We start from the raw sequence: 12,300 nt of genomic DNA, 5'->3' as shown, positions 1-12,300 counted from the left end.
TCAGTAGAGCCCGCGCCCGCTCAGGACTTCGGCCGGTCCCCGCGCGTCGATCGGGACATAGGCGGCCGCCGAGCTCGGGCTTGCGGCATAGCGCGCGTCACCCTCATAGGAGACTTCGCGCGGATTATTCAGGGCGCGCCGGTGCGACCGGCTCGAGGCCGACATTTCGGAGGTGGCGCTCACCGAGGCGTAGTCGGCCTGGGTGTTGCCGAGGCTGTAGGGCCGTCCCTCCGGCAACGGAACGTCGCCGCGAATCCGGCCCGAGGAGGACGACATCTCAGGCACGAACGGCCGTGCGGAGGCGACCCGGACCATCGACGGGGACGGCGCTGGAGTACCGGTGCGCAAGGTCGCCATCAGCTGGCGGTCGTCGGACCCTTCGAGCGGCGCCCGGCCGACATATTCGACGCGGACACGAGCCACGCCATTTCCTTTGAATTCAAGCAGTTCTGCGGCTTTGTTCGAGACGTCTATGAGGCGATTGCCGTGGTACGGGCCGCGGTCATTGACCCGAACGACGAGCGATCTGCCATTGCTCAGATTCGTGACGCGGGCGTAGCTCGGCATCGGCAGGGTCGGATGGGCGGCCGTGAGCGAACCCATGTCGAACACCTCGCCATTGGCGGTCAGGCGGCCATGGAAGTCGTCGCCGTACCAGGACGCCATGCCCTCGGCGCGGTAGTTCTCGTTCTCCTCCGGCACGTAGGTGCGGCCGGCGACAACATAAGGCTTGCCGATGCGATAGGTGCCGCCGCCTTTCGGCACGGGGTCACCCAGCGCCACCACGCGCGGACTCGACGATACCCCGTATTTGGGGTCGACCCGGCTGGCGAACTTGTTCGAGGAGGCACAATTGGCGAGGACGAGGCACGTCGCCACCGCAACGGCGCCGCGCGCCGTCCGGATCATCGAATCTGGCCGTCTAATCCCCATCTGCCCCAAGTACCATTCTGCCGGACCTGCGCCTACTCCGAGGCGTCGAAGTCCCTTGCCGTCGCTGTGCGGCCCACCTCCGCACCAGAGCGTGACGATATCGCAACCGGAACACGGCGGAAATGGGGAGAGCCGGCGGGCGGTGGCGTCTTGGTGAATGGTCTGTTGCGCCTCCTCCGTCGTTCTACTGACCTTCGTCTCCGCCAAACGGCCTCGCCTGTCCCGCGATCAGACACACTGTTGCAGCAAATCATCAGTCGGGGGGCATCTTGGATTCCAACAATTGAATCTTTTTGACTGTGCAAGGCTGCAATCGTTTTCTCGTCCGCGTGGGGCGCAAAGGAAGTTTGCGATGATCGAGACGGTTACAGCGGTGATGGGCCTGGTGAGTGCGGCGATCTTCTTGGCGCACGCCGTGGAAGGCTATCGATACCGGGCCTGACAGTCCGTTGAAGGTGGAAAGACGCGTCACCTCTTTCCAGGAGTGAATGTTCGGAAAGCTTTAATCAATTCGGATGAGCATCGATTGAAGGCAGGTGTGTCATGCGTAATCACGATTTGGTCTCCGACGGATTTCTGACCCTGACCGCAGCGAGCCTGGTGCTGCTGTGCTCGAGCCTGCTGGCGTTCGCGTTCGGCTGAACGTTTTTGAGACCTCGGGCGCCATCGGCGCCCGTGCGACAGGCATCGGTTACCCCCTATCTCATTCCCCGCCGATCGGGTTTCGGCAGGCGCGCGGTCTTCTCCCCGCCCCACTCGTGACGCATCCTCACCTTTTCCAGAAGAGGATGTCCGGATGACCGGCAGGGTCAGGGAGGGAACGTCCGCGCTTCTCGTCAGCACAGATGACCGGCTGCTGATGCAACTGCGCGACGACCTCCCACATGTTACCGATCGCGGAAAGGTCAGCCTGTTTGGCGGACGGCGGGAAGGCGCCGAGACCTTCCTCGAATGCGTGGTGCGCGAGATCCACGAGGAGATTGGCTACTACCTGCCGCCCGAGCGTTTCGAGTTGATCGGCCGCTATTCCGGTCCCGATCATGCAACGCCAAACGGCACGCTTCGCGGCGAGGTGTTCCTCGCGCGGGACGTGCCCATCGACCAATTGACGGTGACCGAAGGCCGCCTCGAGATCGTCGCCATCGACGACCTCGAACGCATCAGCGGCATGCTCGCGCGCCCGGCTATGTTTGCGCTGGAGATCTTCCTGAAGCGCGAACCGATGACCTGAGCGCTGAAACCAGCGCGCGGATGTGATCGTCGATCATGGCCAATGCGACTGACGGATGCGCAAAGTCGATATCGTCCACGTGCCAGTAAGTCACCCTGTCGGCGACCTCGGGGAACCGGCGCTCGATCAGCGGACGGTGCTCGGCCTCCTTGAGCGCAATCACGAGGTCGGCGTCGTCGAAGTCCGCCAATGAACAGGGCTGCGGAAAGCGCGCTGCGCCTTCCGGCACGATACCGCTGGCGCGAAGGCGATCATCGGTGAAGACTGACATGGGCCCGACATTGTCGGGCGATCCCCGCTCGGCCGCGCCTCTGGAGGACGCGCGCCACGCCAGTTGTTCGGCCCTAGCAAGATGATTGAACAGCTCCTCTGCGTATCGACTGCGATAATAGTTGCCGGTGCAGAGAAAGAGGACACGCTTCATGGGCGTCATGATGGCCAACGTCGGCCCTCGCGGTCAACGGCGTTGCGAGCATGAGCCTCTTTCAGCTCACCGACCGGGCGAATGACGGGCCGGCCCGGGGTCTCTTGAAACGACGGAACCGACCAGTCCTCAATCATCCCTGCCTGTCCCGTTGAGTTGGGTGCCAATTGCGGTGCCAATTTTGAGCAGCGGGCCGCAACGGAAAACGGCCCCAGCGTGGGTTGCTGAGGCCGTCATTCCGTCTGCTGGGGGCGCGGGCGCCAGTGAGCAGGCCGCCTCGGTTCAGCAGAGCGCCGGTACATCCGCGGCTGTCTGAATTGTACTCGATGTCGCAGCGTGCCTGGCGAGGTCTCAGGGGGTACCCCACAGGGCGCATCCGGAAATGAGACCCGTTAGCAAATCAGCAACGTGATCGGCGCAGGCTTCTCTGAGGGACGGGACCGTTGGGGACGCAGCACGGTCACGTTTCGGAGGAGCTGGCGCGCCGGCCCTGAGCGTCGGCTGCTCTTTTGGACCTTGTGTGAGTTAGGCAACAGCCGTCACTCCGGGTACCTGCTAAGCAAGTGACGTTGGGAATTTCAGGGCCCTAGCGCTGGGAATGACAGGGCGCCGCCGGGACAAACCATTTCGGGCCCGGCGGCGTAGTTTTGAGATTTGCCGCGCTGACGCATGAGAGGCGTCTCGAGATGTCCGGCGACAAGATTGCTACAAAGACCGTGCTGTTAGCGCTGGCCATAGGCATTGCGGTATGGGCAACTATGGGGGCGCCCGAGCCAGGCACAAATTCGCCGATGCACGTCGCCAGCAGGCGATGAGGCCCTGCCGGCACGACCCATGCAGTTAAATTGACGCTGGGGATTTCAGTGTCCCAGTTCAGGAAGGAAACGCCGCCGGGCGTGTATTTTTGAGACCGGCGGCGTCTTTTCCTCGCACAGCAAGCTGGCGCGATTGCCCTGCCTGCCCGTCTGCGGTTTAGTCTCCTCCTTGGGAGATTGGGCGCTGTCGCCTTAGGTCGGCGTCATTCGAGCGGTAGAGAAAGCGCGGGCAGCGGCCTGTTGCCCTGCTCGCAACCTGTTCGCCCCTTGAGCGGTAGAACCGGCGTTAAGGCATCCGGGGCAGTCCGGCCCATGAAATGGGTCAGATTAACGCCCGACGACCACTCCACATAACCAACAGCCGAATAGGCAGCCGCTCCCACGATGACAATACTGAGCACTGAAGCGGCGGCTGCCGACGGCAAGCTTTGGCTGCTGAAAAACGGCATCACGATTCTCCGACACCGAGCTGCCACCCGCTCATGCGTTAGGCCAACTCGCGATGATCGAGTGTGAACCGCCTCACATTTCACGGGCAGTTGATGCCGAGGCCGGGCCCGCCGACGCCGGTTCACGGCCGGCGGGCCATTTTTGCCAATTCAGATCCAGGCCGCTGCCCAGCCAGGCTGATCCGTTCTTTGATCTTCGGCCGCAATTGAAGCGTTTCCGGCCGCCTCAATTGGCGGCCTCTTTCAACCCGCAATTCATCGAATGGCGCTCAATTGCCTGGCGTTTTCGAACCTTGCTTGGGCCTCTGAGAGGGCACTGTCGATGGCGAGTCCCAGTCAATCATTTTCAGGCAAACGAGGAGTTCGACATAGCTTTGTACTTGCCCTGACCCCGCCAAGAGTTCGCAACTTTCACGCGGTCCTGCCGGGACAGTTAGCCAGATCGAGTTTAGCTGCTGCCGCGCAACCGTCTCGTCACTCACGCACTTACTCGCGTCCTTGGGAAGTCCCGACGCTCTATCGTCAACGGAAACGTCCGCGCAAAGCGCCTTGATGTCGAAGTTGGGAACACTGTCTGAAATTTGTACGGGCGGCTGACCAACGAGCGACAATGCCAAGAGCGCTGCCTTCATGAGATCTCCCTCCCCGTCCGGTGCGCCCAGATGGAAGGCGGATTGAGCTGGGACTGACACGGCTTCGGAGGCTGTAGCGGCCACCCTCCGCCCACGACGTTACATTGCGCCTTTTTCCCAATTTCCATCCACCACGAACCGCAATGCTGCGGCGCGCTACTACTTTTGCGCACGCGATTTGCCTGCCAGTCTGTTGGTTAGGACTAGTTCGGAATGGCAATTGCCGCGGCTGCCCCGCGGGTTTCGAAGCATGTTCAGCAGACGCGATCGACAATAATAGTGCGGTCCAGATCACCCCGACAGTAACAGCGGGGTTGGCGGTGTATCCGCAAATCCAGGGTTCGCCACCTTAACGTTAAGCCGAAAACCGATGCCCGCACCGACGTGGCGTCGTGTAGTGTCTGAGATATTTCATTTTTTCTTCGTCAAGGCCAATTGCCAAAGTTCAGCGATTTAAATCAATGATCGTGGAGTTCGGTATCGCGAGCACGATCGTGGGATCGGTGCTCGCCGTTTATGCAAGGCGGCATCGTTCAGTCATCTTGGAAGCGTGCGCAGGCGCGCTGCTGATTGTCGGCCTCGCCTGCATTGGCGCGGGGCTGCCGCATGTGTGACCTGCCCCTTCAGCAGGGACCGGGCGAATGACCGGCCGGCCCGGGTTTCGCTGCCAAGTTCGCGTTGCGTTCGGCGCTGCCCTACGCTAAGGGCCTGATCCTTGATCCGGAAGGGTGGCCGAGTGGTTTAAGGCACCGGTCTTGAAAACCGGCGTGCCCGCAAGGGTACCGTGGGTTCGAATCCCACCCCTTCCGCCACAAAATCAATGACTTAGCTCGTCTATCTCCCCTTAGATCTGTGATCGCAGAAGAGCACGAAACGCTCTCAAACGGCACGAAGGGGCACGATGACTCCCCACACTACTCCCCACACTCGAGAAGACGCGCGTTTCTCCACCCGAGAAGGCGCGAGAAAATCGAGCACCGAGCTGAAACTTTTGCGCCTCGAGTCGACCTATCAATTACGAAGGTCACGCGCTGGAGAAGACGCGAATGTACGTGAGGGCCGCGCATCATGTTGGTTCTGGGTTCAATGGTGTTAGATTAAAGTAATTTTGACCTTGGCCGTGAGGATCTGGAGAGGCTGCGGTCAGCGCGTGACATCGGCGCCAGCGTGAGCCCCTCGTTCAGCACCAACGGACCCTTCATTGCAGTCGCGGTGGCATCAACGATGCGGCACCTGAGGTCCTACACGCCGCCAGTTCTCGTGCAGGCGGCGACCGCTGTGCAATGACGGAAGAGGCTCTTGTCGTTGAAGGACGACACGCCAACCGAGAAGGCGATCGTGTCCGTCCCCTCCTCGGCGTCGGGAGATGTTAAGAAGTGAATCCTCGCAATTTCTCCCCACATCGCTTTTTCTCGCAGTGGCGCTCCGCTTCAGCGGCATCTTCGTAGTTGTGAAGTCGGGCGGGGTCTCGCAGCCGGCGTACGTGCCGTCGGCAGAAATATCATCCCGTACAATCAAGAAAGGCTCCGAGCATGGTCGATAAACCCCAAAATGGCATCAAGCGTCGCGATCTGATCAAGGCATCCATTGCTACGGTCGGGGTGGCAACGGCGCTTGCCGCCAATGCCATCCCAGCGGCTGCGCAAACCTCGTCCTCCACCGACGCCGCGACTGGAAAGGGAACAGTTTATACCGGAGAAACAATCCAGGGAAAGAAAGTCGTCAGCGCACTCGACGTCAACGACCTGGAGCCCGGCCAGAGGCACCATCTGTTCTTTCAGGGCGTGCAGATGCGTACCGGAGAGCACTGGTACGTGTCCGTAATCGTCGCCAGAGGCGCAAAGCCAGGTAAACGCGTCGTTCTGACCAGCGGCGTACACGGCGACGAGATGAGTTCGGTGCATACGGTCATGACCGTGATGAACCAACTCGATCCGGCACAGATGTCGGGGACGGTGATGGCGGTCACGGACATAGCGCGCCCGGCCATGTTGGCCATCCAGCGCAAATGGCCCAACTCGAGCAGGAGCATCGACCTGATCGATATGAACAGGGTATGGCCGGGGAACGAGAACGGCACCGCGCCCGACCGGCATGCCGCGCTGGTGTTCAAGCGGCTACTGCGGCCGAACGCGGACGCCGCGATCGACTTCCATACCGGGACGACCGGCTTCGAGGTCAGCGCATTCAATATTGCCAGCATGGATGTGCCGGAGGTCAAGGCGATGGCCGATCTCTATCCGGTCGGCCAGATCCTCGACATGCCGCAACATGCCTTTCCCACAACGCTGCATAATGCGCTTCTCGCTGCAGGCGTCCCAGCGATCTGTCCGGAGGTCGGCGCCGCGCGCGTCTTGGACCTCCCGATGATCGCGCAGTTCGTAGAGGGTACAATGAACGTGCTCAAGCAGCACGGGATCCTCGTCGGCCCGATGGGGCGTACCGGCAAGGATGTGCGTGTCTTTGTCGGCCGTGGCGCAATCCCGATTGCCGCAACCCAGGGAGGGTTCGTCGAGCATCTGGTTAAGCTCAACGACAAGGTCGAAGCCGGGCAGAAGATCGCCATCCAGCGCAACAGCTTTGGTGAAGTGGTCGCGGAGTATGCGAGCAGCGTGACCGGCGAGATGTCGGGCCTGCGCACCGATGTGATCTCCGAACCCGGAGACAACCTGGCGTTTATTCTGTTCGAGAAGCCGGTCCCGGACGGCAAGGAGGCCTATCAGGAGTAGTTGGTGCCTACAGGCAAGAACCCACAAGCCGCTATGATTTCAGCGGCTTGCGGCGCGCCGGACCCTGGCTTCTCTTGCCAACGCCCCAATTTGGAGTTCTAAGATGTTGAGAAATCTATCGATCGCGGCGATTGGCGCCCTGTTGCTTGCAAGCTCCGGGCATGCCGAGTCCGGCACGTCGATTGGCGCGGGCAACCCTAACCCCGTCAGCGACTACACATGCCAGGACGGTACGCATTTGGCAGTGCGTCTGTTCGGCGACCGCCCTTCGGTATCCGTCAACGGCGCGCCCGCGGTTGATCTGCCGGCCATGGGACAGAAGGAACGACCTATTCGAACGGCCGGTGGACGCTGACCATCGTGCAGGGACGACTGTCGTCGGGGCGTCGGCCGCGCCGCGCCGTCTCCATGCACCGGCGGTTGAGCGTCTCGCCGCAAGAAAATCGGTATCGCGATTCGAGCACGCCATCGCCGGCATGCCGCACACGCAGAGCTACGGGAGGGCTATGGCGAAAACATATTGCGCGTCATCATCGTTCACGGTCCGCCACAATTTATTGAATTCACTTTGTTATTTGTCCACGACGATTTCGTACGCCCAATAGATCCGGCCAACGCGGCGAGAACGCACAGCCGCATTGATACCGGCGTCGATGCGGCCGTTACGACAATCCCACTATGGTTATGGGCATCGCGAACCAGCTGAAATTACGCCGCCGGGACAAACCATTTCGAACCCGGCGGCGTAATTTTCGCGTACTGCTCACTCAAAGTTCAATCTCGATCGCCATGTTCGCGCGCACGAGGGTGGTCAAGCCCGCTTTCAATCTTTTCGCTTGCCAAGTGTGGAAGGCTGGATCGGCGTTGAGTTTGTCAACCGCCGCGCCGTAAGCCGAAAACGTTTCGAAATTCACTGAGAAAACGAAATTGCCGGCTTCACCGACGGCGACAGACCAGAACCTTGGTTTGCCACCGTGCTTGCGCCAAAGCCCGGCGCTCTCCTTTGCCAATTCGAGTATTCCTGCGAGGTCGCCGCCTGGATTCGGCTTGACCACATACTGCACGACGACTGCCATGCTACCCTCCAATTGAAATGACAGGGGGCTTGGATGTGACGCTGTTTTCGATAGATGGGGCTTGATCTAGGTCAAGGAATCCAGCGATGCGGCATGCGTACTTTGCCGTCCTGCGTGAACCGCGATGGCATAGTCGCTGCACTTTTGACGGTGCTGGGGATTTCAGTGTCCCAGTCCAGGAAGAAAACGCCGCCGGGCGTGTATTTGTGAGACCGGCGGCGTCTTTTCGGGACAATGCCTCCCTCGATCCGGCGGCGTCACAGCGTCGATACCGAGCACCGCGCGAGCTCGGCCGGGCTCAGAGCTGAGACTGAAGCGGCTGCGCGATAGCCGACCACCAGATTGCCGCAACGATGGTAACGGGTTGCGCGCCGCCGTATCCAGCAACCTCCCGCAGGACGTGATCCGCATAAAGTGATCGCTCCGGCGTTGTGCGGTTGTTTCTGAATATTGCTCGGGCTGGAGCCGCGATGGTAGCTCTGACGAGCAATGCGTCGCGCACTACCTTGGGTTTTGGCCGTTACTTTTCTGATTGGTTTTGTCGCTTCCTTTGCGGAGCTGCAGAGGATGCGCAACCGCTTCGGTGAAGTGTCTCAGCACGCCTTTCACGATCATGCCGCGGTGCGCGAATTCATGATACGCGCCGCGCTCGCCGACGCGCCGGTGCCGATCGTTGTGCTTGGCGATAGCATCACCGAAATGGCTCCGCTGCCCCGGCTGCTCTGCGGACGCCCGCTCATCAATGCCGGCGTTGGCGGTCAGACCATCCTGGAGGCAAAGCAGCTCGCCGGGCGCGTGCTGCAGGACCAGGGCGCATTCTTGCTCGTCCTCGCGGTGGGCGCGAACGACGCCGGATCGCCAACGGCGCAACGCGACTTCACCGACCTCATCGAGACCGTCAAGCCGCTGTCGACGCGGCCATTGGTGGTCATTGCCGTCGCAGCTGACGAACGGACCAACCGCGCGATCGAAGCTGCCGCAGTTGCGCGCGGTGTTCGGTTTATCGACCCGCATTTGCCGCCCGGCGCGAAGATGGCCGACGGCATTCACTTCACCACGGCCGCCTACAAGGCCTGGGTGCCGGCACTTGAGGCGGCGATCTCGGCGGAATGCACGATGTGACGCGCGACGGCCGGACCGGCTGGCACGGCCCCACAATACAGGAGCGTTGCACGGTCCGTGCTGCCTGCCCGCGGCACGCGATCAGACGCGCAGTCACGTCTGCCGGATGAACTCCGCGATCAGGCCCGGGATTTCCTCAGGCGCATCCTCGAAACAATAATGCCCGACACCGGCAAGGCGCCTCACCGGTGCCGTCGGGAAGATTGCAAAAAACAGCGGCAGGAAATGCTCTGCACGCAGCGTGCGGTCCGCCTCGCCCCAGATCGCGAGCGCAGGCTTGCTGCGAATCAAACGGTCGGCGGCGGGATCGGGCGTCTGGAATTGATGCGCGCCAGTCGCAAAGCCCTTGGCCCAGCCGATCGCGCCGAGGCAGTCCGCCGGACGCGCGAAGTGCGCTCCGTAGGCGGCGAGCCAGGCGTCGGTGATGACGGCGTTGTTCTCGAATCCGTTGAGCTTCAGCGTGCTCAGGATGTTGAAGCCGAGCTGTCCGAGAACCGGCTCGAGGTCGCCGCTCGCCTCGGCCTTTGCGATCCATTGAAACCACGGCGAGACCTGCGCGTTAGCGGCGACGCGATCGAACAGATCGCTCTGCCCGAACGGCGTTGGCCCATTGGCGGAAACGATGCGGCGGATCCGCTCCGGATGCCGGGCCGCTAATCCCATGCCAACCGGGCCGCCGAAATCATGCATGACGAGCGTGATGTTGGTGAGATCGAGCGCGCGGACCAGCGCTTCGAGATTGTCGACATGGTCCTGCAGCCAATAGCTGCGATGCGCCGGCGTCGCGCTCTTACCAAAGCCCATGTGATCCGGAACGACCACCCGGTGCGTCGCACTGAGGCCCGGCACCAGGTGGCGGAACAGATAGCCCCAGCTTGGTTCGCCGTGCAGGCAAAGCACCACCTCGCCGTCCCGCGGACCTTCGTCGACATAATGCATCTGAAAGCCCGGCGCCGCGCTGAAATGCGGCGAGAACGAAAAAGTGCCGTCGAACGTGGCGTCGGATTGGATCACGGCTCTGACCTCGTATGGTTTCAAATTGAAACCGACGTGTAACGCTTGAGGTTTTACTTTGCAACCAATATATCCAACCAACGATCCGGGTGGTTTTCCGGCCGCGCCATTGAGCGCCGATCACCCCCAGGGAATGAGTGTTGAGGATCACGATGGCCAAGCGAGTGAGCCACAGGGACTCGATGTGCGGCGTCGCCCGGCCGCTGGATGCGATCGGCGACTGGTGGTCGTTGCTGATTGTCCGCGATGCCTTCGACGGGCTGCGCCGCTTCGGCGAGTTTCAGAAGAGCCTCGGGCTTGCCAAGAACATCCTCTCGGCCCGGCTCCGCAATCTTCTGGCGCACGGCATCATGGAGACGGTGCCCGCAAGCGACGGCAGCCCCTACCAGGAATATGTGCTGACCGAAAAGGGACGCGGGCTCTTCCCTCTTCTCGTCGCGCTCCGGCAGTGGGGTGAGGACTTCTTCTTTGAACCCGACGAGGCGCATGTGCTCCTGGTCGACCGCAAGAAGGGGCTGCCGGTGCGGCGGCTCGAATTGCGCGCGCAAGACGGACGCGTCGTTGGCGCGGAGGACACGATGGTGCGGCTGCCGCCGGCCTCACCCGAGTGAGAAGTGCACGTGTCGCGCGCCATCAACTGCAACCGGATGTTAACGCTCCGTGCCGCAGCATCCGCGCGTGGAGGTTCGACCAATGCAAACATTCCGGATTTCGCTGAGCGATGGGACGCGGCAATTCCACACGGCGATTCAGGCGCCGGACCCCGCTTCCGCGCGCATCAAGGCCGCCTACTTCTTCGATATCTCGAAGTGGCGGATTCTGAGCGTGTCGCTGAGTGGAGCCAGCGCCGCGGCGGCGTAATCGCTGCGCGCTCTACGCCATCCGGTCGAGCTCGGCGGCCGCAAGTTGTGCGATGGTAAGGTCGATTTCGGCGAGTGGATCGCCGTCCCCCAGAAACCAGGCTGCCGACAAGCCGGTCCAGGCCACGATCCATGACAGCAGGCGCCGGCGATCCAGCCGCGCGGCTTCAACGACGATGTCGAGCCGCCGGGCAAAGCGTCCGGGTTCGGTCGCGACCGGCCGTGTCGGATCCGCAAGATCCGGATTGGTGAAGATGTTGGCGAAGTCGAACCCGCGCTCGCCGACAAGATGCTTCGGATCGATCGCAAGCCAGCCGCGCGCGCCGAAGTCGAGCACGTTGTCATGGTGCAGGTCGCCATGCAGGACCACGATCTCACGCTGATTGCCCAGCAGAGCTTCGGCAACTTCCGCCGATCGGTTCAGAATGCCGCCATGCGCCCTCGCCGCGGGCCACAACTCACGAAACCAGTGCGTCAGCGGCGTCAGATCCGGCCGCGGCTTCGCTCTCTCGGTGTGAAGCCGATCGGCCGTTGCACAGAGAATCCGGCACGCCTCGTCGTCCCGGCCGGTGCGCGCCATTTCGCTGAGCGAAGCCGAACCCGTCGCCCTCTCGAGCAGAAGGGCGTCGCCGTCACGGGCAAGAACCCGCGCCGCACCTTCGCCGTCCCACCACTCCATCACGACGGCACCGAGGCATTCGTCCGGCTCGTGCGAGAGCTTGAGCATGGCCGGCTCCCCATGCCGGCGCACCGGCAGCAACCGTGCGGCGTGCGTCACGGTCGGGTCGCCGTCGGGGACAAGACTCCAGGCCGAGAGATAGGGAGCGAACATTTGGGTGAACTGACCGGGGACGAAGAAGCGAGCCTGGTGGTTCTAATCATTGCTTCCGCGCGCTGCCACGCCGGTTCCCTGCGGCGCATCGTGGCAGGACCACTGAACCGGTTCCCCGCTGCCCTGCCCATGTTGGCTGATGACAGCCCCCACCCATCTCGCGCTACAATGTCGCAGCCGGTG

14 protein-coding genes and 1 tRNA gene are annotated in these 12,300 nt (G+C 62.1%); 8 read left to right on the top strand and 7 right to left on the bottom strand.

Annotated elements, in window-relative coordinates; translation table 11 throughout:
• Positions 1-933, bottom strand: coding sequence for a septal ring lytic transglycosylase RlpA family protein (locus AC1VNY_RS12010; RefSeq protein ID WP_482405302.1), 933 nt, complete (start codon positions 931-933; stop codon positions 1-3).
• 796 nt (positions 934-1,729) lie between these two features.
• Here AC1VNY_RS12010 and AC1VNY_RS12005 point away from each other — a divergent pair.
• On the top strand, positions 1,730-2,164 hold the full coding sequence (locus tag AC1VNY_RS12005) for an NUDIX domain-containing protein (protein ID WP_482405301.1): 435 nt from the start codon (positions 1,730-1,732) through the stop codon (positions 2,162-2,164).
• On the opposite strand, the gene AC1VNY_RS12000 is transcribed toward AC1VNY_RS12005, so the two are convergent.
• From AC1VNY_RS12000 to AC1VNY_RS11990, 3 genes are all read right to left on the bottom strand, one after another.
• Positions 2,118-2,597, bottom strand: coding sequence for an arsenate-mycothiol transferase ArsC (locus tag AC1VNY_RS12000; RefSeq protein ID WP_304500305.1), 480 nt, complete (start codon positions 2,595-2,597; stop codon positions 2,118-2,120). The two genes, AC1VNY_RS12005 and AC1VNY_RS12000, sit on opposite strands and share 47 nt — an antisense overlap.
• 1,009 nt (positions 2,598-3,606) lie before the next feature.
• Entirely contained in the window at positions 3,607-3,852 is a 246-nt protein-coding gene (locus AC1VNY_RS11995; RefSeq protein ID WP_482405300.1) for a hypothetical protein, read from the bottom strand.
• 269 nt (positions 3,853-4,121) lie between these two features.
• Positions 4,122-4,484 carry a hypothetical protein gene (locus tag AC1VNY_RS11990; RefSeq protein ID WP_482405299.1) on the bottom strand — a complete coding sequence of 121 codons (363 nt, stop codon included), beginning with the start codon at positions 4,482-4,484 and terminating at the stop codon, positions 4,122-4,124.
• Between the two features lie 461 nt (positions 4,485-4,945).
• On the opposite strand from AC1VNY_RS11990, the gene AC1VNY_RS11985 reads away from it, so the two are divergent.
• The 4 genes from AC1VNY_RS11985 to AC1VNY_RS11970 all read left to right on the top strand — a co-directional run bounded on the left by AC1VNY_RS11985 (position 4,946) and on the right by AC1VNY_RS11970 (position 7,568).
• A complete protein-coding gene (locus tag AC1VNY_RS11985; protein ID WP_461191965.1) occupies positions 4,946-5,098 on the top strand; it encodes a hypothetical protein in 153 nt (50 codons plus the stop codon).
• Positions 5,099-5,206: 108 nt separating this feature from the next.
• Positions 5,207-5,296, top strand: a tRNA-Ser gene (locus AC1VNY_RS11980).
• Between the two features lie 720 nt (positions 5,297-6,016).
• Entirely contained in the window at positions 6,017-7,213 is a 1,197-nt protein-coding gene (locus tag AC1VNY_RS11975) for a succinylglutamate desuccinylase/aspartoacylase family protein (RefSeq protein WP_482405298.1), read from the top strand.
• A gap of 103 nt (positions 7,214-7,316) precedes the next feature.
• Complete coding sequence (locus AC1VNY_RS11970) at positions 7,317-7,568, top strand: hypothetical protein (protein ID WP_482405297.1); 252 nt, start codon at positions 7,317-7,319, stop codon at positions 7,566-7,568.
• A 412-nt stretch (positions 7,569-7,980) separates the two neighbouring features.
• Here the strand turns inward: AC1VNY_RS11970 and AC1VNY_RS11965 are convergent, their stop codons facing one another.
• Positions 7,981-8,289 (bottom strand): hypothetical protein, encoded by a 309-nt coding sequence (locus AC1VNY_RS11965; RefSeq protein WP_100213607.1) that lies wholly within the window; start codon positions 8,287-8,289, stop codon positions 7,981-7,983.
• A 567-nt stretch (positions 8,290-8,856) separates the two neighbouring features.
• Between AC1VNY_RS11965 and AC1VNY_RS11960 the strand changes: the two genes are divergently transcribed.
• The gene (locus tag AC1VNY_RS11960) at positions 8,857-9,411 is read left to right on the top strand and encodes an SGNH/GDSL hydrolase family protein (RefSeq protein ID WP_482405296.1); all 555 of its coding nucleotides are present in this window, start codon (positions 8,857-8,859) and stop codon (positions 9,409-9,411) included.
• Between the two features lie 93 nt (positions 9,412-9,504).
• On the opposite strand, the gene AC1VNY_RS11955 is transcribed toward AC1VNY_RS11960, so the two are convergent.
• On the bottom strand, positions 9,505-10,425 hold the full coding sequence (locus AC1VNY_RS11955) for an alpha/beta fold hydrolase (RefSeq protein WP_482405295.1): 921 nt from the start codon (positions 10,423-10,425) through the stop codon (positions 9,505-9,507).
• Between the two features lie 152 nt (positions 10,426-10,577).
• Between AC1VNY_RS11955 and AC1VNY_RS11950 the strand changes: the two genes are divergently transcribed.
• Positions 10,578-11,036, top strand: coding sequence for a winged helix-turn-helix transcriptional regulator (locus tag AC1VNY_RS11950; protein WP_482405294.1), 459 nt, complete (start codon positions 10,578-10,580; stop codon positions 11,034-11,036).
• Positions 11,037-11,118: 82 nt separating this feature from the next.
• The gene (locus tag AC1VNY_RS11945) at positions 11,119-11,286 is read left to right on the top strand and encodes a hypothetical protein (protein WP_016847764.1); all 168 of its coding nucleotides are present in this window, start codon (positions 11,119-11,121) and stop codon (positions 11,284-11,286) included.
• A gap of 12 nt (positions 11,287-11,298) precedes the next feature.
• Here the strand turns inward: AC1VNY_RS11945 and AC1VNY_RS11940 are convergent, their stop codons facing one another.
• On the bottom strand, positions 11,299-12,117 hold the full coding sequence (locus AC1VNY_RS11940; protein ID WP_482405293.1) for an aminoglycoside phosphotransferase family protein: 819 nt from the start codon (positions 12,115-12,117) through the stop codon (positions 11,299-11,301).
• Positions 12,118-12,300 lie beyond the last annotated feature (183 nt).

The organism is Bradyrhizobium ferriligni (assembly GCF_056837965.1).
The sequence above is the reverse complement of the archived record's forward strand: the minus strand, read 5'-3'. Positions and strand labels throughout refer to the sequence as shown.

Bases quoted from the DNA above. Each gene is read 5' to 3' on its own strand.
- AC1VNY_RS12010 (WP_482405302.1), bottom strand. From the start codon at position 933: ATGGGGATTAGACGGCCAGATTCGATGATCCGGACGGCGCGCGGCGCC.
- AC1VNY_RS12005 (WP_482405301.1), top strand. From the start codon at position 1,730: ATGACCGGCAGGGTCAGGGAGGGAACGTCCGCGCTTCTCGTCAGCACA.
- AC1VNY_RS12000 (WP_304500305.1), bottom strand. From the start codon at position 2,597: ATGACGCCCATGAAGCGTGTCCTCTTTCTCTGCACCGGCAACTATTAT.
- AC1VNY_RS11995 (WP_482405300.1), bottom strand. From the start codon at position 3,852: ATGCCGTTTTTCAGCAGCCAAAGCTTGCCGTCGGCAGCCGCCGCTTCA.
- AC1VNY_RS11990 (WP_482405299.1), bottom strand. From the start codon at position 4,484: ATGAAGGCAGCGCTCTTGGCATTGTCGCTCGTTGGTCAGCCGCCCGTA.
- AC1VNY_RS11985 (WP_461191965.1), top strand. From the start codon at position 4,946: ATGATCGTGGAGTTCGGTATCGCGAGCACGATCGTGGGATCGGTGCTC.
- AC1VNY_RS11975 (WP_482405298.1), top strand. From the start codon at position 6,017: ATGGTCGATAAACCCCAAAATGGCATCAAGCGTCGCGATCTGATCAAG.
- AC1VNY_RS11970 (WP_482405297.1), top strand. From the start codon at position 7,317: ATGTTGAGAAATCTATCGATCGCGGCGATTGGCGCCCTGTTGCTTGCA.
- AC1VNY_RS11965 (WP_100213607.1), bottom strand. From the start codon at position 8,289: ATGGCAGTCGTCGTGCAGTATGTGGTCAAGCCGAATCCAGGCGGCGAC.
- AC1VNY_RS11960 (WP_482405296.1), top strand. From the start codon at position 8,857: ATGCGCAACCGCTTCGGTGAAGTGTCTCAGCACGCCTTTCACGATCAT.
- AC1VNY_RS11950 (WP_482405294.1), top strand. From the start codon at position 10,578: ATGGCCAAGCGAGTGAGCCACAGGGACTCGATGTGCGGCGTCGCCCGG.
- AC1VNY_RS11945 (WP_016847764.1), top strand. From the start codon at position 11,119: ATGCAAACATTCCGGATTTCGCTGAGCGATGGGACGCGGCAATTCCAC.
- AC1VNY_RS11940 (WP_482405293.1), bottom strand. From the start codon at position 12,117: ATGTTCGCTCCCTATCTCTCGGCCTGGAGTCTTGTCCCCGACGGCGAC.